Source organism: Aminobacter sp. NyZ550 (assembly GCF_025628925.2).
Classification (GTDB): Bacteria; Pseudomonadota; Alphaproteobacteria; order Rhizobiales; family Rhizobiaceae; genus Aminobacter; species Aminobacter ciceronei.
This window is the reverse complement of record NZ_CP114190.1, coordinates 48,469-71,372: the sequence shown is the minus strand read 5'-3', so window position 1 is coordinate 71,372 and position 22,904 is coordinate 48,469. Positions and strand designations below refer to the sequence as shown.

Below are 22,904 nucleotides of genomic sequence, written 5' to 3'. Positions count from 1 at the left end.
AATGCCCTGGAGAGATCGACATTCGTCCCCCCGTCGTGTAGGCGCACGGTCCGATTGCGGCCCGGCAGACGCATGGGGTCGCCCGTTCATGCACAAAATTCAGGACTAGGTGATGCGACCGGCTTTCGGCGGCATAGACTTCGGCACTTCCAATTCGACCGTCGGCGTTATCGAGAACGGCCGTCCGCGCCTCGTTGCGCTCGAGGGTGAAAACGTCACGCTGCCGTCGGCCATCTTCTTCAACTTCGAGGACAACCAGACGGCCCTTGGTCGCCGCGCCATCGGCGAATACACCGACGGCGCCGAAGGCCGCCTGATGCGCGCGCTGAAGAGCGTGCTCGGCTCCTCGCTGGTGCATGAGAAGACGCGCATCAAGGCGCGTTACATCGCCTTCACCGACATCGTCGGCATGTTCGTCGGCCATCTCAAGGACCGCCTGGAGAACCACGTCGGCGAACCGGTCGAAAACGTCGTGCTCGGCCGTCCGGTGCAGTTCGTCGACGACAATCCCGAGGCCGACGCGGCTGCCCAGAGCGAGCTCGAAAAAGCCGCCCGCGCCCAGGGCTTCAAGCACATCGATTTCCAGTTCGAGCCGATCGCCGCCGCACTCGACTATGAGCGTACGGTGACGCGCGAGGAACTGGCGCTGATCGTCGACATGGGCGGCGGCACCTCCGACTTCTCCATCGTCCGCGTCTCTCCCGAGCGTGCCACTTCCGGCGACCGCAAGGCCGACATCCTGGCCAATCGCGGTGTCCATATCGGCGGTACTGATTTCGACCGCCTGCTGTCGATTGCCCACGTCATGCCCGAACTCGGCTACCTCACGCCGACCAAGGACGGCAAACGCAACCTGCCGGCGGGCTATTTCATCGACCTCGCCACCTGGCAGCGCATCAACCTGCTCTACACGCCCAAGGCGATGCTCGACTTGCGCGCAATCCGCTTCGAGGCCGAGCGTCCCGATCTTATCGACAGGATGATCGAGGTCGTCGATCAGCGTTTCGGTCACGCGCTGGCGACCAAGGTTGAAAAGGCCAAGATCGAGCTGACCGATGCGACCGAAACCGCCATCGACGTCGCCCTGCCGGGCGCCAAGTTCACGGCGTCGCTGACCAGGCAAGGCTTGGAAGACACTATCCGCGGTGCCGTCGAGCGCGTTACCGCGACCGTCGCCGACACCCTTGCCGAAGCGCAGGTCGGCGCCAAGGACATCACCGCCGTGTTCCTGACCGGCGGCTCGACCGCCATCCCGCTGGCGCGCGAAAGCATCCTGGCGCTGGTGCCGGGCGCCCAGATCGTACAGGGTGACGCCTTCGGCTCCGTCGGTCTCGGCCTCGCCCTCGACGCCCAGCGCAAATTTGCTTAACGCTCCAGGGTGCTGGTCTTCCCGGGCTTGAGCAGGTCGAGTGCGTCCCGCACTGAGGCGGCGTAACTGACGGCGGGATGCTTGACGCCGTGGTTGATCAGCATCCGTCGCGTCTGCGGCGATGCTCCTGTGATGAAGAAGCGGACACCTGCCTGCCGTGCCTTGCGCGCGGCGCCTTCGAGCACGTTCGCTGCGGTGGAATCGAGAAACGGCACGCCCGAGCAGTCGAGAATGAAATTCTTGCGCTGGTCGGCGATGCGGTCGAGCACAGCCCCCACCGTTGAGGCCGCGCCAAAGAAGAACGCGCCCGAGATACGGTAGATGACGGTGTCGGCATCGCCCGCATCGCTCGCCTCATAGGCGTGGCGGCTGCCATTGGTGGCGTCGGCGACATCCTCCTGCACCAGTGGCTGATCGCTCTCCACCGCGATGCTTTTTGCCATGCGGTCGATGAACAGGATCGAACCAAGCGCGAAGCCGACGACGATGCCTTCGGTCAGGTCGCGGAACACCACCAGCAGGAATGTGACCATCAGCACCAGCGCGTCCCCCCATGACGAGCGGATCAGTGTCGCGAAGGCCTGCTTTTCGATCATGTTCCAGGCCACGACCGCCAACACACCGGCGAGAGCTGCGAGCGGGATGTAGGCGGCAAGCGGTGCGGCTACCAGCATGAAGGCGAGCAAGAACACCGAATGCAGAATGCCTGATACCGGGCCGTGCGCGCCCGCCCGCACATTGGTTGCCGTTCGGGCAATCGTACCGGTCACGCAGATGCCTCCAAACAGCGCGGCACCGATATTGGCAAAGCCTTGTGCCACCAGTTCGCAGTTCGAGCGATGCCGCCTGCCGGTCATGCCGTCGGCAACGACGGCGGACAGCAGTGACTCGATCGCGCCGAGCAGCGCGAAGGCAAGCGCGTCCGGCAGTACCGCTATCGCCTTGTCCACACCGAAGCTGGGCAGGGCAGGCCAGGGCAGGCCGCGCGGAATGCCACCGAAACGCGTGCCGATGGTTTCTACCGGCAGGTCCAGCAGGGCAACGGCCACGGAAGCGACGCCGACCGCGATCAGCATGCCCGGCCAGCCGGGGCGCCAGCGTTTGAGCATCAGGATGGTGCCAATGGTCAGCACCGTAATCGCCAGGGCCGCGATGTTGACCGTGCTCATCGCATCAACCAGTGCCATCAACTTCGGCACAAGCGGACCCGGTTCCTTGCCGCTGAGCGTCAGTCCGAACATCTCGCTGATCTGGCTGGCGAAGATGATCACGGCGATGCCTGCGGTGAAACCCACCGTCACCGGATAGGGTATGAACTTGATGTAGGTTCCGAGCCGGAGATAGCCGATCGCCGCCAGGAACACCCCAGCCATGACAGTGGCGAGGATCAGCCCGTCCACGCCTTCGCGCGCCACCGTTGCCGCCACCAGAACGATGAAGGCGCCTGCCGGACCACCGATCTGGAAGCGGCTGCCGCCGAGAGCCGAGACTATGAAGCCGCCGACGATTGCCGTGAACAGCCCTTTGTCAGGCGACACACCCGATGCGATGGCGATTGCCATCGATAATGGCAGAGCCACGATTGCCACCGTCAGCCCCGAAATCGCGTCGGCCTTGAACTGCAGCGCGCCATAGCCCTCGCGGAAAACAGTCACCAGCTTGGGCGTGAACAGTTCCGCGAAAGTCGGTTGCCCGTGCTTCCCTGATCCGTATCGCCTTGGATTGCCGCCTGCATTCATCATCCGCACCACTGGAAACGCGGCGGCTTCGTCGGCAAGACTGTCGGCGGTCGCCGTCGCGACTACATCATGCGGATAGCCGGAAGCTTCACGCCTTCTTCTTCAGGCGCACGCCCCGACCGCCGGTCTCGCTCTCGCCGATCAGTTCCACCCCGGCATCTTCGATCGCCTGGATGACCTTGGTCAGCGTATCGACCACGCCACGCACCACGCCCTCGCTTGCTTCCATGCGCTGGATCGTCGGCACCGAGACACCGGCCATTTCGGCGAGCGTCTTCTGGTCGATGCCTGCCAGCGCTCTTGCGGCGCGCATCTGTGCGGCTGTGATCACTGAGGTGGTCCCGTCTCGATCCGCATCACGAATGTATCATACATTCATGATGATGTTTCAAGCATCATTATTGATGCCTGAGCCCCATATCATTCATCGGCCTCGGCCGGCCGCATGAAGCGGCGGCTGATCAGCCAGCACAAAGTCGCCCAGGCAAAGCCCGCGCACCAGCCCGCTAGCACGTCCGAAGGCCAGTGCACGCCGAGATAGACGCGGCTGATGCCGACCATGAGCGTGGTCAGGATGCCGATGGCAAAGACGAAGACCGTCGCCGCCCGCCCGGGCAGGAAGCGTGCCAGCAGCGCCCCCAGCGTCAGATAGGTGACCGCCGATAGCATGGCGTGGCCGCTTGGAAAGCTCATCGTGTGCACCTGCGCCAGATGCGGCACGAGGTCGGGCCTGGGGCGGTCGATGCCGAGCTTGAGCAGGCTCGACAGCACCTGGCCGCCGGCGACCGAGACGAATACGAACAGCGCCGGTCCCCAGCGCCTGGACATGCCGAGATAGATGATGCTGATCGCGGTGATGTAGATCAGCACCGAGGCGCTGCCCAGCGCTGTGATATCGCGCATCGCCTCTTCCACCCAGGAGGGGCCGATCGGATCGGCGGTGTTGCCGGCCGCGCGGAAGAACAGCAGGATGTCGGTATCGAAGGCGTGCGGTGCGGCGTCGCGGGCGATCTCCGACAACTCGACGAAGCCCCACAGGCCGCCGGCAATGATGATGCCCGCCGCCAAAAGCGAAAACTCGATCCTGTTCCACAATCTCTGCTGCATCGTCCTGCCGTGTCTCGGGGCTGTTCTGCCCTTGGGATGGCCGCTTCCCGACCCATTCGCAACAGGTGGGGATGGCTTTCCCAAAGAAAAGGCATGCAATGCAAAAGGTCGCAGCAAACCAACTCGCGTGAGCACTCAGGTCACGTTTTTGGGTGCTGTGGATTTTCGGCCAATCTGTCATGCTGTTGTTATGCACGGCAACTAGCGGTCTCGGCGAACCCCAAGCCGAACACCCCAGCCAGAGGTCGACGCCATGAACCAGCCCCATGATCAGAAATTCCGCACCTCGATGCTCGAGGAGAATGACGGTCCCGGTCACAACCCGACCGACAACCGCACCATGGGCGACATCATCGCCAAGCGCTTCTCCCGCCGCAGCTTCCTCCAGGGCTCGCTCGCCGTCTCGGCCATCGCCGCAACCGTAAGCCCCATCGCAATCCTGCTCGCCGACGACGCCCGCGCCGCCTCTGCCTCCGCTTTTGCCTTCGACGAGATCGAGGCCGGCATCGACGACAAGCATCACGTCGCCGCTGGCTACGACGCCGACGTGCTGTTGCGCTGGGGTGATCCGATCTTCGCCGACGCGCCCGAATTCGATCCGACCAACCAGTCGGCGGAAGCCCAGGCCAAGCAGTTCGGCTACAACAACGATTATGTCGGCTATATCGCCCTCGAAGGCTCGTCCGAGCACGGCCTGCTGGTGGTCAACCACGAATACACCAACGAGCACCTGATGTTCCCCGGCATCGTCAAGATCGTCGAGGGCAAGATCGAGGTCGCGCCAGCGGACCAGAAGCGCGTCGACATCGAGATGGCGGCCCATGGCGGCACCATCGTCGAGATCCGCAAGGAAGCGGGCAAGTGGCATCCGGTCCGCGACGGCAAGCTCAACCGCCGCATCACTTCGACCACCGAGATGCAGCTGACCGGCCCGGCCGCCGGCCATGATCGCCTGAAGACCAATGCCGATGCCACCGGTACCAAGGTGTACGGCACGCTCAACAACTGCGCCGGCGGCGTCACGCCCTGGGGCACCTACATCATGGCTGAGGAAAACTTCCACGGTTATTTCGGTGGCGAGTTGCCGGCCGATCATCCGGAGGCCGCCAACTACAAGCGCCTCGGCGTGCCGGAAGGCACTTATGAGTGGTTCAAGTTCTACGACCGCTTCGACGTCTCCAAGGAACCGAATGAGCCCAACCGCTTCGGCTGGATCGTCGAGGTCGACGTCAACGACCCGAACTCGCTGCCTAAGAAGCGCACGGCACTCGGTCGCTTCAAGCACGAGGGCGCTGAATCCATCGTGGCCAGCGACGGCCGCGTCGTCTTCTATCTCGGCGACGACGAGCGCTTCGACTACGTCTACAAGTTCGTGACCAAGGGCAAGTTCAACCCCGACGACCGCGCCGCCAATCTCGACCTGCTCGACGACGGCACGCTCTACGTCGCCAAATTCGCCGAGGACGGCACCTTCGCCTGGCTGCCGCTGGTCCAGGGCGACGGCCCGCTCACGGCCGACAACGGCTTTGTCAGCCAGGCCGACGTGGTCATCGAGACGCGCCGCGCCGCCGACCTGCTCGGTGCCACCAAGATGGACCGCCCCGAGGACATCCAGCCCAATGCCGTCAACGGCAAGGTCTATGTCATGCTGACCAACAACACCAAGCGCAAGGCCGACCAGGTCGACGCTGCCAACCCGCGCGCCGAAAACGCCTTCGGCCACATCATCGAACTGATCGAGGACGGCAGCGATTTCACCGCCACCAAGGGCAAGTGGGAAGTGCTGCTCAAGTGTGGTGACCCGTCGGTCGCCGAGGTCGGCGCGTCATTTTCGACTTCGACCACCCAAAATGGCTGGTTCGGAATGCCCGACAATTGCGCCGTCGACTCCGCCGGCCGCCTGTGGGTGTCGACTGACGGAAATTCGCCCAAGGCCACCGGCCGCACCGACGGCCTGTGGGCCGTCGACACCGAGGGCGCGGCGCGCGCCACCTCGAAGCTGTTCTTCCGCGTGCCTGTCGGCGCCGAGATGTGCGGCCCGCTGTTCACGCCCGACGACCAGACCGCATTCGTTGCCGTCCAGCATCCGGCCGACGGTGGCGAGGATTGGGAAGGCTTTGGCCGTCCGTCCTATTATGAGGACCTGTCGACGCGCTGGCCCGACTTCAAGCCCGATATGCCGGTCCGACCGGCCGTCGTCGCCATCACCAGGCAGGGCGGCGGCAAGATCGCCGTCGGATAGAAGTCTTTGTGCCTGAGGGAAGCGGCCGCGTTCAGCGGCCGTCAGACTGCTGACAAACCCCGTCGAATTTCGGCGGGGTTTTGTTTTGTGGGTTGATTGAGCTTTTGGATTGATGTCGGGGGGCAGATGCCAAGGCCGTTGCGAGCCGGCTTTGGCCTCATGCGAGGCTTGGTTTTGGCTTTGGCCAGAGGCTGATTGCGATCTTTTTCATGTTCTGGGCGGCGGCTGCGATCAGGCACTGGCAGGCGACGCTTGTTCGCCCTCGGAAGCGGGCATAGCGATGGCCGAAGAACTGCTTGGCATCGGCGAAGGATCGCTCGACCGTCTCCTTGCGGCGTCGATAGATCGCCTTGCCCCATGCGGTTAAGCGGTTGGCATCGACCCGCTCGCGGACATCCTGCCAGACATGGCGCGTGATGGTGCGCTCGGCCTTGGCGTTTGATGTGCAAGACGCCAGCAGCGGACAGTTGCGGCAGATCGTCGGGTCGCTCCTGTAGTGGCGATAACCGCCGCGATCGGTGGTGGCGTAAGTGAGCAACTGGCCCTGCGGGCAACGATAGCCGTCAAGGTCCGGCTCATGGACGAAAGCGCCCTTCCTCATCTTGCCAGGCTTTGGCCGGGTCGGGTTGCGATAGCCGACGACACCGTGGATGTTCCTGTCCTCCAGGCCCTTGGCGATGCCTGGCGTGGCATAGCCGGCATCCAGCCCCGCCGCCGTGACGTCGAAGCCGAAACGCTCCACCTGGCGGTCGAGCCGGTCGAGATAGACGATCGAGTCATGCACGTTGGCCGGCGTGGCAAACGTGTCGGTGATGATGCCGAAGCCGCCATCCACCGTGCGGTGATCGAGATAAAAGAAGCCCTTCGGCTTGCCCTCGCGCACCATATAGCCAGCCTCAGGATCGGTGCGCGAGACCTTCGTCTCTTTCACCGCAGGCTGCCGCTCCTGCTCCTTCAGCGCCTTCTGGCCGTGCAACGCCCGTTCGGCATCGATCGCCCGGTCGAGCTCGCCCCAGTAGTCGGCACGCGACTTGGCGACCATGGCAAGGTCGTACTTGCCCTTGTTGGCATTGGCCTTCAGGTGCGTGCTGTCGGTGTAGAGCACCGTGCCGTCGACCAAGCCTGCCCCGATCGCCTGCTCGACAATGCGGTCGAAGATCGCCTGCGCGATCGTCTCGTCCTGGTAGCGCCGGCGTCGGTTCTGCGACAATGTCGAGGCGTCGAACACCTTGTCCGTCAGCTTCAGCCGCAGGAACCACCGGTAGGCGACATTGACCTCGATCTCTCGCACCAATTGCCGCTCCGAGCGCACCCCGAACAGGTAGCCGATGAACAGCGCCTTGAACATCAAAGTCGGATCAAGTGGCGGGCGACCATTGTCGGCGCAGTAAAGCGGCGCTGTCAGATCGTGGATGAACGAGAAATCGATAACACCATCGATCTTGCGCAGAAGGTGATCAACTGGAACCAGTTGATCGAGCGTGACGATCTCAAGTGCGGTTTGTTCAGGGCCGGCTCGCTTCAACATCACCCACTGAATCACAAACCCCCAACTCTCGCCAGGGGTTTGTCAGCAGTCTGGCGGCCGCGTTCAGCGGCCGTTTTCATTTTCCGGCCAGCGCCGGCCCGAGCGTGATCAGCGCCACCGCCACCACCGCGAGCCCGACGCCGATGCCCTGTATGCCGCTCAGCTTCTCGCCAAAATAAATGATGGCCACCGCGTTGACGGCGATCAACTGGATCACCGCCGACAGCGAGAACGACACCGACATGCCGAAGTCCCGCACCAGGCGCAACATGATCAGGTTGCCCAGCGAATAGAGGATCAGCGTCACCACCAGCTTGCCGATGGTAGGCTCGACGCCCCAGGTCTTGGCGACCATCGCGGCGATGAGGAAGATGACGGTCGAAAAACCGAGCAGCGAAAGGCCGACGACGGACATTTTTCAGGCAAGCTCCCACAAATGTCCGGCGATTTGCTCCGAATGCCGCGCCAACGTCAAGCAGAGCGGCGACACGCTCCAACGTTATGGCGCCATGCGACGCAAAAACCCTCCCGTCCGGAAACGGGAGGGCGCTTGGCTTCAGGTCTTGGGAATCCCTGATTCCATCAGGGATAGGTACACTTGCCCTTCTGCGGTTCGCCCTGCGGGCCCGGTGTGCCGGTCTCCTCCCAGTCGCCGCCATGGCTGATGCAATAGGAGATCATCAGGTTGCACGACGCCTTGTTGTTGCAGGTCTCGACATGGCCGTGGGTCTGTCCGCCGCCCGGCGCCTTGAGGCCGAGCTGGTGCGGCGGCGGTGCCGGCACGCGGGCCTTGAGCTGGGCAGCCGATGCAGCACCGGCAAAGGCCGACATCGAAAGTGCGAGCGTCGCGATCAGCGACGAGCGGATGATGGTGTTGGTCATGTTCATTTCGGTTCTCCTCTGGGACACTTTGATCTTGCGGCTCACCGGCCGCCACGATCGTGTGTGTCGGGGCTGGAGAAGAAGGTTCACGGCGGAGCTGGAAAAAAGTTCGGACGATCTTTGAGGCCTCTTGCCATCCCGCGAAAACAGGCTGTCGGGCGGCAACCCGACAGCCTATTCGCCACTCACGGGGATCGTTGCAACAATCCGCCCGGAAAGCGCCAGGTCGTCGTTCGTCGCCATCACCGCCAGCGACGTCACCGGCAGTTCGGCCAACACGCGCCGCCGCCACCGCTCCGCCAATCCTGCCAGATCAGTCGTCTCCGCAGCGGTCAGAGCCGCCGCGAAATGGTAGAGGCCGACCACATGGAAGCGGGTCTGCCGCGCGCCGCAGGCTTGCTGGACCAGGCCGAAGACATCTTCGTCGTGGTGGCAGCAGGGATAGACCGGCAGGTAGATCCGGCCGGTGTTGATCCGGCCGAGGAACGGCCCGCCGAGGCGCAGGGCAAGTGCTCCCAGCGGCGCGAGCGCTACGGTCACAGCCTGCACGCACCGCGCGATGTCGGGCTCGGACAGGCCACCGACGATGGTGGCATGCAGCTTGCCGGCGCGCTCGCGGCCGAGCTGCCAGGCGATCTTGTCGCTGAACGAAAACGAACGCAGCTCCGCCTCGAATGCTTGGAACGTATCGCTGCGGCCGAGCGCCTGGGCGTCGATGGGGACGACAAGCGAATGGCGCGGCGTGTCATAGCGGCCATTGCGATAATCCGTGCCGTCCTTGCCGGCAATGATCTCGGCATGGCCTGGAGCAACCAGCGGCAGATGGGCAAGCCTATAGGCATCGTCGAAGGTCAGCGTCTCGCCGGGACCGAAGACCCGGCGCGACGCGTCAAAGGCCATGACGTTGTCGTTGCAGAATTTCATCCTGAAACGTCCATGCGGCGGGTTCCCCCTGCGCGCTCATCCCGTTCGCGGCTTGACCATCAGCACCCAGTTCTCGCCTGCACCGGTCCAGCCATCCTTGACCATCGGCTCGGAGGCGACCTCGCGATAGCCGACGCTTTCATAGAGATGGCGGGCCTTGGTGTTGGCGTCCGAAACGATCAGGCTGGTGCCGGTGCAGCCGGTGGCCTCGGCGATCGCGTCGGCCATGGCCAGTAGCCGCGAGCCGTAGCCGCGCGCCCGTGCCTCCGGCAGCGTCGCCATGACGTTGACATACCAGCTGCCCACCGCCATCGCCTCGAGCATGTTGAATGGCACGAACATCGCCGGCGTGTCGGGGTCGGGCAACGACGGCTCGATCGGATAGCCGATCAGGCAGGCAATCACCTTGCCATGTTCCAGTACCACCGCGTTGCGATAGGAAAAGCTGCCTTGCTCGCGTTGCGCCCGCTGGCGGCCGACCTCCCAGGGGTCGCCACCTTCGGCCATCTTGGTCCAGAGATAAAGCGGCAGCCCGTCGCCAGCCATGTTGACCAGCTTGGCCAGGATCGCGGCGTCCTCCTTGGTGGCGGGCCGCGCCTCGGCAGTCAAACCCTCGTCGCGGTGCGCCTTTTCGGGCATGACATGCTCCTCCAGTCCACAGCGTCCCCTCGCTGCGGCAGTATAGGAGCGCGCGTTCCGGGCGGCGTCAACCGCCGACCGCGTGTGTCTCGGGCAGGCCCGCCACCACCTCAGTCTTTACGTGCGCCAAGGCCAACCAGCCTGTCCAGAGAAAGCTGTCCGCCCCCATAAGCAGCCAGCGCCAATGCCATCGCCGCCCAGGGCAGATGGAAATTGGCCCAGCCCTCCGGCACCGTCAGTTGGATCACTGCCGTCATCGACAGGATGCCGAGGGCGGCAAAGCGCGTGCCGAGCCCCAGCACCAGCAGGATCGGCAGCACAATCTCGCCGATGCCTGCCAGCGTCGCCATCAGGATCGGCGCCGGATAGGGGTACTGGCTGCCGAGGATGTGCAGCGAAAACTCCTGGGTAAACAGATAGCGCGCGCCGTTGGACAGCGTCAGGAAGCCGTCCCATTTGGTCAGTCCCGACTTGAAGAACGGCACGGCGATGGCAAAGCGCAGCGCCAGGAGTGGCAGCGCCTCGGGGATCGCCGCAATCGCTGACTCAATGCGCCGGATCGCGGAGCCCAAGCCGGCCTTGTGCGCCATTGGCGCGTGGTTGATGTCGCTCATCTCATGTCTCCTTGTTGGTCAGCCACGCCGGCGAACATGCCGAGCGCGACCAGGCCGACGATGGCGCGGCCGAAGTCGAATGCCGGGTCCGTGTCGAAGGCTTCAGCCGCGGCGTCGCCGATGCTGTCGCCGCGCAACAGCGCTGCCGCGAACACCGCGTCCGCCTCGGCGATGACATGCACGGCCACCTCGATGTCCGGCCGGGTGATCACGATGCTCTCCGGCTCGAGCACCGTCTGCACGCGGACCTCGTCGCCCTGGTGGGCCTGCCAGATCGTCCCGATGGAAAACTTCGAACGAACCAGCGCCGCCGCCGGATGCGCAATGAGGGTGGCGCTGCCGAGCCGCTCGGGCGCCAGCCTTGCCAGCGCCGCGACGTCGAGCGGAACGATGTCGGCGGCGTGGTAGGCGCGGGTCCAGTAGGCCTCCAGCCGCGCCGTGTCGGCGAGATAGGGCAGGGCGGCGGCCGGGGCGAAGCCGGCGACGAAATCGGGAAAGCTGTCGCCATAGGCAAACATCACCGGGCTATCGGGCAGCGTCGTTGCGATGAAGGCGCGTGCCATGCCGTTGAAGAAGTCGTCGCCGACAAGCCGCCGCAGGACCGGGAAACGCTGGCTCAGCGCCTTGGAGAGCGAAACCGCGATATTGTTGCGGTAGACGGCGAAGCGCGCCGCATCAGCCTCGCCGCGCGCGCTGGTCACGCCGTCCGGCAGCGGTCGTGTGGCATCGAGCAAGGCTGAGGCAAACGTGTTCTGGTCCATCGTCACGCGCGCCTGGAAAACCGCGCATCGCGCCGCAGCGCTGCCTCGTCGAGCACGGCCTCGGCGCGCGTGGCCTCCGCCAGCAGCACGGCAAAGGCCGGCACGTCATTGTCCCATTCGATCAGCGTCGGTACCGGGCCGGTGCGGCCGATCGTGTGGCGATAGAGCGAAAAGACGTCGTCGGCGACTGTCGAATTGTGGGCGTCGATCAGCAGCCGGTCACCGGCGCCGTCGACGGTCTCGTCATAGCCGGCGAGGTGGATCTCGCCGACGCGCTCGACCGGGAAGCGGTCGATGTAAGCGAACGGGTCGAGCCTGTGGTTGATGGCCGACACCATCACGTTGTTGACGTCGAGCAGCAGCCCGCAGCCGGTCCTTTCGGCAATGGCGTCGAGGAAGTCGATCTCGTCGATCGTGCTGTCTTCGAACAGGATGTAGGTCGAGGGATTTTCGAGCAGCATGCGCCGCCCCACCGCCTGCTGCACCTCGTCGACATGGGCGCTGACATGCGCCAGCGTCCGGTTCGTATAGGGCAGCGGCAGCAGGTCGTTCAGGAAGCCGGCGTCATGCGTCGACCAGGCCAGATGTTCGGAAAAGGACTGCGGCTGGTAGCGGTCGATCAGCCGCCGCAGCCGCGCCAGATGCGCCTTGTCGAGTGGTCGTTCGGCCCCGATCGACAATCCGACGCCGTGCAGCGACAGCGGATAGCGCGCAACGATCTCGGACAGTGTCCGGTGCGGCGCACCGCCGTCGCCCATATAATTCTCGGCATGGACCTCGAAGAAGCCGATTTCGGGCTCGGTCGCGATGATTTCGCCTATGTGCTCGGGTTTGAGGCCAAGGCCCGCGCGGGCGGGTAGGGACTGGCCGCTTTGTGTACCGGTATTCATGCTGGGTGCTCGGATGGGTCGGGCAGGCGAGATGGGGCCCGGCGCGCCGGGCCCCATGTGCATCACATGGCAGTTGGCTCGAGCATGCCCTTGTGACCGTCGACGTCCATCGTCGTGCAGGTGCCGGCCGGCACGGCCTTCCAGGCGTTGCCCTGATAGTCCATGGTCGAGGTGCCGGCGCAGGTCGTGCCTGCTCCCGCGGCGCAATCGTTCTGGCCCTTCAGCGAAATGCCGTAGCACTTTTCCATGCCGACCATCTTTTCAGCCGGCAGCGGGGCGGCAAAGGCGGACGAGGCAAGTGCCGATGCGAGCGAGCCGGCGAGAGCAAGGGCTAGGGTCTGGCGATTCATGACGTTCTCCTGATAAAGGATTGACAGGGAAGCGTTCTGCGTCCCATGCCGTCGACTTCGCCGGCACCTCGCCATTCGTTACGCCGGGCCGTGAACACGGTTTCGTGAGTGAGACGGCAGTTGGCGTTGTAACATTTCTGCGTCGACTGAAGTAACAAACGGCTTTTTAAGCCGAAGAGAAGGAAGACAGGCTTGACGAGGACGGATGACGCCGAACTCGCTCGGCTTTTCAGGGCGGCAATTTCAGGTGACGAAGGCGCATACGCTGCCTTTCTCGATGGCGTGGCGCAATTGGTGCGCGGATACTGCCGCAGACGTATCGTGCATGGCGGCGTCGAGCCGGAGGATGTCGTCCAGGAGGTTCTGCTTGCGATTCATCTGAAGCGTCATACCTGGCGCCAGGATGAAGCAGTGACGCCTTGGGTCTACGCCATCGCCCGCTACAAGCTGATCGATGCCTTCCGCCGCCGCGGCAAGCGCATTGAGGTCGACATCGCAGACTTCGCCGAAACGCTCGCCGAGCCCGAGAAGGACGAAGTGGGCGAGCGCGACATCGGCCGTGCGCTCGACGGCCTGGCCCCGGTGCAGCGCAGTGTCGTTGCCTCGGTTTCGGTCGAGGGTGCCTCGATCGGCGAGACGGCCAATGCGCTTGGCATGACCGAGACGGCGGTGCGGGTGGCGCTGCATCGCGGCCTCAAGGCGATCGCGCATCGCTTCAGACAGGACTGAACGGAACGGAAATGGAAACGAAGAATCTCATCAAGGCGATTTCCAGCGACGCGGCAGCAGGCCGGCGTTCGTTCGGCACGCTGCTGCGCGCCGCCTTCGTTGCGGCAAGCGTCATTGCCGCTGTCGTCTTTTCCGTCGTCGCCGGCCCGCGCGCCGATTTTGCCGCCGCCGCCGAAACCTGGCGTTTCCTCCTCAAATTCGTTGTCACCCTGGCGCTGGTTGCCACATCGGGTGCGGTGGCTATTGCAGTCGCCCGTCCCGGTGCGCGGCTTGGCATGCGTGTCGCGTTGCTCGCTGCCGCACCCGCCATCCTGCTCGGCGCGGTCCTGATCGAACTCACCACCATTGCCCCTTCTGAATGGGCGACCCGGCTTGTCGGCACCAACAACATGGTTTGCCTGACGCTGATCCCACTCATCGGTCTCGGCCCGCTCGCCATCTTCCTCGTCGCCATGCGCCAGGGCGCGCCGACGCGGCCCAGCCTCGCCGGTGCCGCCTGCGGCCTGCTCGCCGGCGGCCTTGCCGCGACGCTCTACGCCGCCCACTGCTTCGACGACTCGCCGTTTTTCGTCGCCACCTGGTACACGCTGGCCATCGCCATCCTGACCGTCGTCGGCGCGATCGCCGGCCGGTACGTCCTGCGCTGGTAGCAAAGCGCCGCAAAGCCGCGCTTGTTAACCCTTGCGGCCCCTGCTAAAGCGCGGCGCATGACCACACCGCTCGACCACATCCGCAATTTCTCCATCGTTGCCCATATCGATCATGGCAAGTCGACGCTTGCCGACCGGCTGATCCAGTCCACCGGCGGGCTGGAACTGCGCGAGATGACCGAGCAGGTGCTCGACAACATGGACATTGAGCGCGAGCGCGGCATCACCATCAAGGCCCAGACCGTTCGGCTCAACTACCGTGCCAACAATGGCGAGGATTACATCCTCAACCTGATCGACACGCCCGGACACGTCGACTTCGCCTATGAAGTCTCGCGCTCGCTGTCGGCCTGCGAGGGCTCGCTCCTCGTCGTCGACGCTTCCCAGGGCGTCGAGGCGCAGACACTGGCGAACGTCTACCAGGCCATCGACAACAACCACGAGATCGTCGTCGTCCTCAACAAGATCGACCTGCCCGCCGCCGAGCCCGAGCGCATCAAGGAGCAGGTCGAGGAAGTCATCGGCATCGACGCCTCGCAAGCCGTCCACATCTCGGCCAAGACCGGCCTCGGCATCGAGGACGTGCTCGAGGCGATCGTCACCCAGTTGCCGCCGCCGCGCGAGGGCGACATCGACGCGCCGCTCAAGGCGATGCTAGTCGACAGCTGGTACGACACCTATCTCGGCGTCATCGTCCTGGTGCGCATCATCGATGGCAAGCTCAAGAAGGGCCAGACCATCCGGATGATGGAGACCAACGCCAAATATCTGGTCGAGCGTACCGGCGTCTTCACGCCGAAGATGGTCCAGGTCGACGAGCTCGGCCCGGGTGAATTCGGCTTCTTCACCGGCTCGATCAAGGAAGTGGCCGACACCCGCGTCGGCGACACCATCACCGAGGACAAGCGCCCCACCGCAAAGGCCCTGCCGGGCTTCAAGCCGGCCCAGCCGGTGGTGTTCTGCGGCCTGTTCCCGGTCGACGCCGCCGATTTCGAGGACCTCCGCGCCGCCATGGGCAAGCTGCGCCTCAACGACGCCAGCTTCTCCTTCGAAATGGAAACCTCGGCCGCACTCGGCTTCGGTTTCCGCTGCGGCTTCCTCGGCCTGCTGCATCTCGAGATCATCCAGGAGCGGCTCGAGCGCGAGTTCAACCTCGACCTCATCGCCACCGCCCCCAGCGTTGTCTACCGCATGAACCTCAATGACGGGTCGACCAAGGAACTGCACAATCCCGCCGACATGCCCGACGTGGTCAAGATCGCCGCGATCGAGGAGCCGTGGATCCGCGCCACCATCCTCACCCCGGACGATTATCTCGGCTCGATCCTGAAACTCTGCCAGGAGCGCCGCGGCATCCAGGCCGACCTCTCTTATGTCGGCAAGCGCGCCATGCTGGTCTACGATCTGCCGCTCAACGAGGTCGTGTTCGATTTCTATGACCGCCTGAAGTCGATCTCCAAGGGCTACGCCTCCTTCGACTACCACCTGACCGACTACCGCGAGGGCGACCTCGTCAAGATGTCGATCCTGGTCAATGAGGAGCCCGTCGACGCGCTGTCGATGCTCGTCCATCGCACCGCCGCGGAAAAGCGCGGCCGCGTCATGGTCGAGAAGCTGAAGGAGCTGATCCCGCAGCACATGTTCAAGATCCCCGTCCAGGCCGCCATCGGCGGCAAGGTCATTGCCCGCGAGACCATCTCGGCGCTGCGCAAGGACGTCACCGCCAAGTGCTACGGCGGCGACGTCACCCGCAAGCGCAAGCTGCTCGAGAAGCAGAAAGAGGGCAAGAAGCGCATGCGCCAGTTCGGCAAGGTCGACATCCCGCAGGAAGCCTTTATCCAGGCGCTCAAGATGGGCGACAACTAGCGTTCTCTTTTTCCTTCTCCCCGTTCACGGGGGTGAGGAGTGCCCGGCCAACGTTCGATCAGTCGACAATGATGTGTCGACTGAAGCGACGAACGCCCGGAGCCATAACGGAGGGCGGTGGCCCGCAGGGCCGGATGAGGGGCGGCGCAACTCTGCGCGATCTCCTAAAAGTATCAACGCCGCATGCTGATCGCGACCCGGCTTATCTCGCCCTCAACAATCGTCTCCACTCCATCTACAGTCATCCCGCAGTGCAAACGCGTATTGCACCGCAGCGTCGAATTATTCGCGGCCACGCGTCTTCGACTGTTCTGTCGATTTACTGGCATCGTGAAGATGGCTAGCCTTCCCCTCGCATTCTGCCAGAGGGAACATCATGAACTGGACTGAAAAGGACAAGAAACTGGGTATGGACCGCGCCATAACAAGGCGCGATTTCATGGACGGCGTGGCGATGGCGATCGGCGGCGCGGTGGCCTTGCGCGCCATGGGCCCCGGCTAGGCACGCGCGCAAGCTGCCGCCACCGCCTACCCGCCTGCCGCTGCGGAGCTGCAGGGGCAGACCGACACTGCCCAGAATGTCATGCATGCCGTCCGCGACGGCACCTACTGGTCCGACGCCGGCCCGGTCACGTCGAGCGCCGAGAGCTACGACCTCGTCGTCGTCGGTGCCGGTATTTCGGGCCTTGCCGCCGCACATGCCTTCCGCAAACAGGCCGGCCCCGACAAGCGTGTGCTGATCGTCGATCCGCTCGCCGATTTCGGCGGCCACGCCAAGCGCAACGAATTCACCGCTTCGAATGGTTCGAAGCTGATCGGTTATGGCGGCAGCCAGTCGATGCAGACGCCGAGCTACTTCAGCCCCGCCGTCAACGCGCTGCTCGCCGACATCGGCATCGAACCGAAACGCTTCGAAGACTTCTACGATCAGAAATGGTCCGATGATCGCGGCCTGTCGGGCGCCATCTTCTTCTCCAAGGAGCAGTGGGGCGAGGACAGGCTGGTGATCCGCAAGGGCAAGCCGGCCGAATGGGTGGCCAACACACCGCTCAACGACAAGGCCAAGGCCGACCTGATCCAGCTTATGGAAGCGCCCGGCGACTATCTGCCCGGCCTAAACAGCGAGCAGCGCCTGCAGAAACTGTCGGAGATCACCTACAGGGCGTTCCTGCTCGACCATGCCAATGTCGCCCCGCAAGTCGCTGACTATTTTGCCACCTCGACCAATGGCTATTTCGGCGTCGGCATCGACACTGCGAGCGCACTCGACGCGCGCGCCAACGGAAATCCGGGTTTCGACGGTATGGATCTCGGCGAGGCTGTGTCGAAATACAACAGCCCGTCCGGCCGTCTCGCCTTCACCGACCCCGACGACTACATCTACCATTTCCCCGACGGCAATGCCGGCATCGCCCGCGCTCTGGTACGCGCGCTGGTGCTAGGCGCGCTTGCCGGCACGACAATGGAGGAGCTGGTTACCGAAACCGTCGACTATTCAGCCCTCGACAAGCCGGAAAACGCTGTCCGCATCAGGCTGAATTCGACAGTCGTCAAGGTCGCGCATGATGGCGCCCCAGGCAGCGCCAGCTCGGTTACCGTCACCTATGCCGATATCAAGGGCAGGCCGGTCAGCATCAAGGCCGGGCACGTCGTGCTCGCCTGCTGGCACCGGGTCATTCCCTATCTCACCGACGAACTCGGCACTGAGCAGACAGCTGCCCTCAACGACCAGCAGAAGGTGCCGCTGATCTACACCAACGTCCAGCTCCGCAACTGGGAGGCCTTCGACAAGCTCAAGATCGACGGTTTCAGGGCGCGCGGCGATTTCTGGAGCGGTGCCGACATCGATTTTCCCGTTTCGATGGGTGCCTACAAGTTCGCCGACAAGCCTGAGGATCCCGTCATCTTGCACCTCTCCAAGGTGATGACCAGCCCGGGCCTTGCCCCGCGCGAACAGGCGCTGGCCGGGCGGCGGGCAATGATGGCACTGAGCTTCGAGGAGATGGAGCGCTCGATCCGCGACCTGCTCGGCCGCGCCCTGTCAGGCGGCGGCTTCGACCCCGCTCGCGACATAGAGGCCATCACCTGCAATCGCTGGTCGCACGGCTACGCCTACGAATACATGCGTCCGGGCGACCGCTTCTGGCCCGACGGCCCGCTGCCCATAGAAGCCGCGCGCAAGCCATGGGGCCGCATCTCGATCGCCAATGCCGACAGCGGCGCCTACGCCTACGCCCATTCGGCGATCGACCAGGGCGTGCGTGCGGTACGGGATCTGCTGGGGACGCCTGAAGGAGCGCCCGACTATGCCCGCTTCCCGGGGCCTCCGGCGGAGAAGATCGGGCTCTAAAGCGGGCGATCGACGCTTTATCCTTCTCCCCGTTCACGGGGAGAAGGTGGCCCGCAGGGCCGGATGAGGGGCAGCGCAAACCACCTCTTAAATGTCGTGTCAGCCATCACGGATACGCAAGATGAGTGGGCTCTATCGCTACCTCCCAAACCGCATCACCCAGTTCACCTCCCACGTTTCGCCACTATCCCTGGACATCGCCTGTTCCCAGCGCGGTTCCTCCCCGCCAGTCCAGAGGAACCGCACGCGCACCGGCACACCGCCCTCGACATCGTCGCCATAGAAGATGCCACGCCCGTCCTCGAACCTCCCGATCGTCGGCGGGAACAGCCGATAACTCTTTGTGTCGCTCCAGTAGATCGACCACAGCCCCGTCTCCGGGTTGTAGAGCCTGAGCGTCATGCCGGTGAAGCCGCGCTCTGGCACCGTCATCTGGTCGAGATTGCCGCCGAACGTGCCGTCGGGTGCCTGCATCACCTTTTCGATGTGCGAGAACGCGGTGAACGTCTCCCATTCGGCGGAACCCACCAGCCGCGCGCGCAGGCGTTCGTTGGTCACCGTCCAGTCGCCGATCAGGAAATCGAAATCGTCAAAGCCGCTCATGCTATCCTCCCATTGGTTTGCCCAGGAATAGCAGACCCCTGCTGACAGGCTTCTGTCAGCAACTGCCCGCGAAGGCCGGCAAGCGATGGCTTGACCTTGCCGGCACCTCGGGCTCATCTGCCGCCGCGATCCCGCCACAGCTTCCGCGTAACGCCCGCCCCTATGAAACTGCTCGCCGCTCTCCTTGCTTTGGCCATCCTGCCCGCTTGCGGTACCCGCGCGCCGGTGCCGCCGGCAACAGTGGCTGCTCCGCCGGCCGCCGTGCAGCCCGCCGTCGAACCGCTGCCGGCAGGGGTAAAACCGCTGACGGTCGAGCAGGACGAGCAGATTTCGCAGGGGTGAGGGATAATCTTGCCCCGCAGGCTTCTTCGCTTTTTTCTGCTTGGTATCGTTCCTTCGCACCCCCCCTTCTGGCCTGTCGGCGTTCGATGCTCGAAAAGCCAAGCAATTGGCTTTTCGTCCGCTGCGCGGACCTCATCGCACCCCCCCCCACAAGGAGGGAGATTAGTCGCGTCGCCGGCGGCGCAAGTCCTGCAAGATTGCGGGGATTCAGCTTACTGTCTCGGCGATTGGGCGCGGCGACGATGACAGCGTGATCTCCCTCCTTGCGGGGGAGATGGCCGGCAGGCCAGAGGGGGGTGCGAAGGAACGCAAGCTCTCAGAATCTGCGTCTAGCGCAAGCAGCCCTTGCCAGCGAACGCGGTAGCGATAAGCTCGGCCCATATCCACGGAGGCCGCGAAAAACATGGCCAAGGGCATGGTCGAGGGCGAGAAGATCGATGTCGGCTTTTCCGGTCGTCGCTGCATCCACTCGCGCAATTGCGTTCTCGCCAATCCTCATGTCTTCGAGCCCAATGCGCCGGGCGAATGGATTCACCCGGACGCGGCGTCTGTCGGGCAGATCGTGGCGATCACCGAAAGCTGTCCTTCGGGCGCCCTCACCTATCGCCGCCGGGATGGCGGGCCGGCTGAGGCGCCGCCGGTGGTCAACACGGTTCGCATCCGCGAGAACGGGCCGCTGGCCGTGCATGCCGAAATCGTCTTCAACGGCGAGACCTTCCATCGCGCCACCTTGTGCCGCTGCGGTGCCTCTGAGAACAAGCCGTTCTGCGACGGCAGCCACACCAAGACCGGCTTTGTCGCCACCGGTGAGCCGGTGTTGAAGCAGTCCCAGCCGCTCGCTGCCCGGGATGGGCCGCTGGTCGTCACGCCGCAGCCCAACGGCAACCTCAAGCTCGAGGGCAATGTCGAGATCGTCACCGGCACCGGCCACACGATCGACCGCGCGACAAAAGTCTGGCTTTGCCGCTGCGGCCAGTCGGCCAACAAGCCCTGGTGCGACAACACCCACAAGAGCATGTCGTGGTCGACCGAAGGTCGATGACAAGCCAACGATTTGGCTTGGCAAACGACTAAGCGCCCGGAGCCACAGCGGAGGGCAGGCTTCATTGTATGACGTGCTGAGCTGAGCCGGTCGTTTCATCAGGCTGGCCAATTTTGCTTTGCAGGCGATATCGGCTAAGCGGAACGGAACTCACGAACGCCGGAAGCCCAGCGCATGCACGCCAGCCATCCTCTCTATCTCGGTATCGACACCGGCGGCACTTACACCGACGCCGTATTGTGGTCCGAGGCGCATGGCCCGCAGGGCAGGGTGCTGGCCAAGGCCAAGTCGCTGACCACCCGCCACGATCTGGCCGTCGGCATTTCGGGCGCGGTGGACGCGGTGCTCGACAAGGCCGGCGTCAACCCCGCCGCCATCAAGCTGGTGTCGATGTCGACGACGCTTGCCACCAACGCGCTTGTCGAGGGCCAGGGCGGGCGCGTGGCGCTGGTCATGATCGGCTTTTCCGAGGCCGACCTCGCCCGCGACGGGCTGAAGACCGCGCTCGGCACCGATCCGCTGGTTTTGTGCGAGGGCGGCCATGACGTCCACGGCAACGCCCGCACGCTTGATCTCGGAGCCCTCGAAGCGGCCTTGCCAGAATTGGCGAAATCCGTCTCGGGCTTCGCCGTCTGCGCCTATTTCGCCACCCGCAACCCGGCTCATGAGATCGCCGCCCGCGACCTCATCCGCGAGGCGACGGGCATGCCAGTCACCACCAGCCACGAGTTGTCGGCCAAGCTCGGCGGCCCGCGCCGGGCCCTGACCACGCTGCTCAATGCCCGCCTGATCTCGATGATCGACCGCCTCGTCGCCGCGACCGAAGGGTTCCTCGACAAGCGCAAGATCAATGCGCCCTTGATGGTGGTGCGCGGTGATGGCGCGCTGGTGTCTGCCCAATTCGCCCGCCAGCGGCCGATCGAGACAATCCTGTCCGGTCCCGCTGCCAGCCTCGTCGGCGCCCGTCACATGACCGGGCTCGACAATGCTGTCGTCTCCGACATCGGCGGTACCACCACCGATGTCGCCGTGCTCGACCATGGCCGCCCGCGCCTCGACCCCGAGGGCGCCACCGTCGGCGGCTTCCGCACCATGGTCGAGGCTGTCGCCATGCGCACCTTCGGCCTCGGTGGCGATTCCGAGGTATCGCTGGAGGAAGGCGGGCTGAAGCCGAAGATGTCGCTCGGCCCGCGCCGCCTGGTGCCGCTGGCGCTTGCCGGCATGGTCCATGGCGAGGCGGTCTCGGTGGAGCTGGAACGCCAGCTGCGCGCCCCCAATCCCGGCCGCTTGGATGGCCGTTTTGCTGTGCGCACCGGCGTGCCCGAGCAACTGGCGGCAGGGTTGACCGCGCCGGAGGCAAAGCTCTACGACCAGATTACCGGCGTGCCGCAGCCGATCGACCGTTTGCTCACCTCCAACGCCCAGAATGCCACGCTCAATCGGCTGGTGTCGCGCGGGCTTGTCCATGTCTGTGGCTTCACGCCTTCGGACGCCGCTCATGTGCTTGGCCGTCAGGCCAATTGGGACGAGGCGGCGGCCAGGCTCGGCGCCGAGCTGTTCGCCCGCAAGCGCGACGGCCGCGGCCAGCCGATCGCGCCGAGCCCGGAGGCGATTGCCGAACGCGTGCTGGCGACGTTGACCCGCCTGTCGGCGGAGGTGATCCTCGAAACCGCCTTCGCCGAGGATGGGCTCGACGGTGCTGAAACCGTGGCACACGCCCTGGTACAGCGCGCCGTCGACGCCCATCCTGGCATCGCTCGCTTCACGGTCGCGCTCGACCGTCCGGTCATCGGTCTCGGCGCCTCGGCCCCGCTGCATTATGCCGGCCTGCCGCCGCTGGTCGGTAACGAATGCGTGGTGCCTAGGGATACCGACGTCGCCAACGCGCTGGGGGCGGTTGTCGGCCAGGTCCGCGTGACGGCCGAGGCCCGCGTCAGCCAGCCCAAGGAAGGTCTGTTCCGCGTCGCCGTCGGCGAATTGTTGCGCGATTTCACCGACGAGGAGGCGGCGATGGCGCTGGCGGAAGCCGAAGCGCGCGCCATAGTTGGCGCGAGGGCTCGCGATGCCGGCACCGATGCGGCAGAGGTCGAAGTGACTGTCGATCTCAAAGTCTCGACGGTCGAAAGCCAGCGCATGTTCATCGAGGCGCATGTGCTTGCCGCCGCCAGCGGCCGGCCCCGGATCGCGGTTTGACGGCTAAATCGATTTGCAGCGGCAATGGCCGTAAATCATTGCTGCCTTGCAACATTCGACGAATTGACCGTGCGCGTTTTGCAT

The 22,904-nt window shown here is 64.5% G+C and carries 23 protein-coding genes; 10 read left to right on the top strand and 13 right to left on the bottom strand.

The annotated features are described in order from the left end of the window. The first annotated feature begins 112 nt into the window (after positions 1–112). The gene (locus tag N7E70_RS00340) at positions 113–1,369 is read left to right on the top strand and encodes an Hsp70 family protein (RefSeq protein ID WP_067954518.1); all 1,257 of its coding nucleotides are present in this window, start codon (positions 113–115) and stop codon (positions 1,367–1,369) included. Here N7E70_RS00340 and N7E70_RS00335 read toward each other — a convergent pair. The 3 genes from N7E70_RS00335 to N7E70_RS00325 form a co-directional block, all read right to left on the bottom strand. Beyond that, a complete protein-coding gene (locus N7E70_RS00335; RefSeq protein ID WP_263005089.1) occupies positions 1,366–3,111 on the bottom strand; it encodes a SulP family inorganic anion transporter in 1,746 nt (581 codons plus the stop codon). The genes N7E70_RS00340 and N7E70_RS00335 overlap by 4 nt on opposite strands. Before the next feature lie 85 nt (positions 3,112–3,196). After that, complete coding sequence (locus tag N7E70_RS00330) at positions 3,197–3,439, bottom strand: helix-turn-helix domain-containing protein (RefSeq protein WP_067954516.1); 243 nt, start codon at positions 3,437–3,439, stop codon at positions 3,197–3,199. A gap of 89 nt (positions 3,440–3,528) precedes the next feature. Then, positions 3,529–4,215, bottom strand: a complete 687-nt coding sequence (locus tag N7E70_RS00325; protein WP_067954514.1) for a phosphatase PAP2 family protein — start codon at positions 4,213–4,215, stop codon at positions 3,529–3,531. A 253-nt stretch (positions 4,216–4,468) separates the two neighbouring features. Here N7E70_RS00325 and N7E70_RS00320 point away from each other — a divergent pair, with 253 nt between their 5' ends. After that, on the top strand, positions 4,469–6,457 hold the full coding sequence (locus N7E70_RS00320; RefSeq protein ID WP_263005086.1) for a PhoX family protein: 1,989 nt from the start codon (positions 4,469–4,471) through the stop codon (positions 6,455–6,457). A 157-nt stretch (positions 6,458–6,614) separates the two neighbouring features. Here the strand turns inward: N7E70_RS00320 and N7E70_RS00315 are convergent, their stop codons facing one another. From N7E70_RS00315 to N7E70_RS00275, 9 genes are all read right to left on the bottom strand, one after another. Next, on the bottom strand, positions 6,615–7,985 hold the full coding sequence (locus tag N7E70_RS00315) for an IS1182 family transposase (protein WP_263005084.1): 1,371 nt from the start codon (positions 7,983–7,985) through the stop codon (positions 6,615–6,617). 76 nt (positions 7,986–8,061) lie between these two features. Continuing rightward, positions 8,062–8,400 carry a hypothetical protein gene (locus N7E70_RS00310; protein WP_067954510.1) on the bottom strand — a complete coding sequence of 113 codons (339 nt, stop codon included), beginning with the start codon at positions 8,398–8,400 and terminating at the stop codon, positions 8,062–8,064. A 167-nt stretch (positions 8,401–8,567) separates the two neighbouring features. After that, positions 8,568–8,873 carry a hypothetical protein gene (locus N7E70_RS00305; protein WP_067954508.1) on the bottom strand — a complete coding sequence of 102 codons (306 nt, stop codon included), beginning with the start codon at positions 8,871–8,873 and terminating at the stop codon, positions 8,568–8,570. 168 nt (positions 8,874–9,041) lie between these two features. Next, positions 9,042–9,791, bottom strand: a complete 750-nt coding sequence (locus tag N7E70_RS00300; RefSeq protein WP_154384709.1) for a hypothetical protein — start codon at positions 9,789–9,791, stop codon at positions 9,042–9,044. Positions 9,792–9,827: 36 nt separating this feature from the next. After that, a complete protein-coding gene (locus tag N7E70_RS00295; protein WP_083948223.1) occupies positions 9,828–10,430 on the bottom strand; it encodes a GNAT family N-acetyltransferase in 603 nt (200 codons plus the stop codon). 110 nt (positions 10,431–10,540) lie between these two features. Then, entirely contained in the window at positions 10,541–11,044 is a 504-nt protein-coding gene (locus tag N7E70_RS00290; protein ID WP_442866483.1) for a DoxX family protein, read from the bottom strand. Further along, positions 11,041–11,805: an HvfC/BufC N-terminal domain-containing protein gene (locus N7E70_RS00285; protein ID WP_154384711.1), complete on the bottom strand. Its 765-nt coding sequence runs from the start codon at positions 11,803–11,805 to the stop codon at positions 11,041–11,043. The genes N7E70_RS00290 and N7E70_RS00285 overlap by 4 nt, the downstream gene beginning before the upstream one ends. A 2-nt stretch (positions 11,806–11,807) precedes the next feature. Beyond that, complete coding sequence (gene bufB, locus N7E70_RS00280) at positions 11,808–12,695, bottom strand: MNIO family bufferin maturase (protein WP_154384712.1); 888 nt, start codon at positions 12,693–12,695, stop codon at positions 11,808–11,810. A 62-nt stretch (positions 12,696–12,757) separates the two neighbouring features. Further along, positions 12,758–13,045 carry a BufA1 family periplasmic bufferin-type metallophore gene (locus N7E70_RS00275; protein WP_067954498.1) on the bottom strand — a complete coding sequence of 96 codons (288 nt, stop codon included), beginning with the start codon at positions 13,043–13,045 and terminating at the stop codon, positions 12,758–12,760. 192 nt (positions 13,046–13,237) lie between these two features. Between N7E70_RS00275 and N7E70_RS00270 the strand changes: the two genes are divergently transcribed. The 5 genes from N7E70_RS00270 to N7E70_RS00250 all read left to right on the top strand — a co-directional run bounded on the left by N7E70_RS00270 (position 13,238) and on the right by N7E70_RS00250 (position 18,640). Continuing rightward, on the top strand, positions 13,238–13,774 hold the full coding sequence (locus tag N7E70_RS00270; protein ID WP_067954496.1) for a sigma-70 family RNA polymerase sigma factor: 537 nt from the start codon (positions 13,238–13,240) through the stop codon (positions 13,772–13,774). Positions 13,775–13,785: 11 nt separating this feature from the next. After that, a complete protein-coding gene (locus N7E70_RS00265; RefSeq protein WP_067954494.1) occupies positions 13,786–14,424 on the top strand; it encodes an NrsF family protein in 639 nt (212 codons plus the stop codon). A 57-nt stretch (positions 14,425–14,481) separates the two neighbouring features. Continuing rightward, positions 14,482–16,290, top strand: coding sequence for a translation elongation factor 4 (gene lepA, locus N7E70_RS00260; RefSeq protein ID WP_182573535.1), 1,809 nt, complete (start codon positions 14,482–14,484; stop codon positions 16,288–16,290). A 376-nt stretch (positions 16,291–16,666) separates the two neighbouring features. Beyond that, entirely contained in the window at positions 16,667–16,792 is a 126-nt protein-coding gene (locus N7E70_RS00255; RefSeq protein WP_263005079.1) for a twin-arginine translocation signal domain-containing protein, read from the top strand. An 81-nt stretch (positions 16,793–16,873) separates the two neighbouring features. After that, complete coding sequence (locus tag N7E70_RS00250; RefSeq protein WP_263005077.1) at positions 16,874–18,640, top strand: NAD(P)-binding protein; 1,767 nt, start codon at positions 16,874–16,876, stop codon at positions 18,638–18,640. Positions 18,641–18,778: 138 nt separating this feature from the next. Here N7E70_RS00250 and N7E70_RS00245 read toward each other — a convergent pair whose 3' ends face one another. After that, entirely contained in the window at positions 18,779–19,243 is a 465-nt protein-coding gene (locus N7E70_RS00245; RefSeq protein WP_263005075.1) for a hypothetical protein, read from the bottom strand. A gap of 162 nt (positions 19,244–19,405) precedes the next feature. Here N7E70_RS00245 and N7E70_RS00240 point away from each other — a divergent pair, with 162 nt between their 5' ends. From N7E70_RS00240 to N7E70_RS00230, 3 genes are all read left to right on the top strand, one after another. Continuing rightward, positions 19,406–19,585 (top strand): hypothetical protein, encoded by a 180-nt coding sequence (locus N7E70_RS00240; protein WP_067954483.1) that lies wholly within the window; start codon positions 19,406–19,408, stop codon positions 19,583–19,585. A 403-nt stretch (positions 19,586–19,988) separates the two neighbouring features. Continuing rightward, entirely contained in the window at positions 19,989–20,627 is a 639-nt protein-coding gene (locus N7E70_RS00235; RefSeq protein ID WP_263005073.1) for a CDGSH iron-sulfur domain-containing protein, read from the top strand. A 174-nt stretch (positions 20,628–20,801) separates the two neighbouring features. Next, on the top strand, positions 20,802–22,820 hold the full coding sequence (locus tag N7E70_RS00230; RefSeq protein ID WP_263005071.1) for a hydantoinase/oxoprolinase family protein: 2,019 nt from the start codon (positions 20,802–20,804) through the stop codon (positions 22,818–22,820). Positions 22,821–22,904 lie beyond the last annotated feature (84 nt).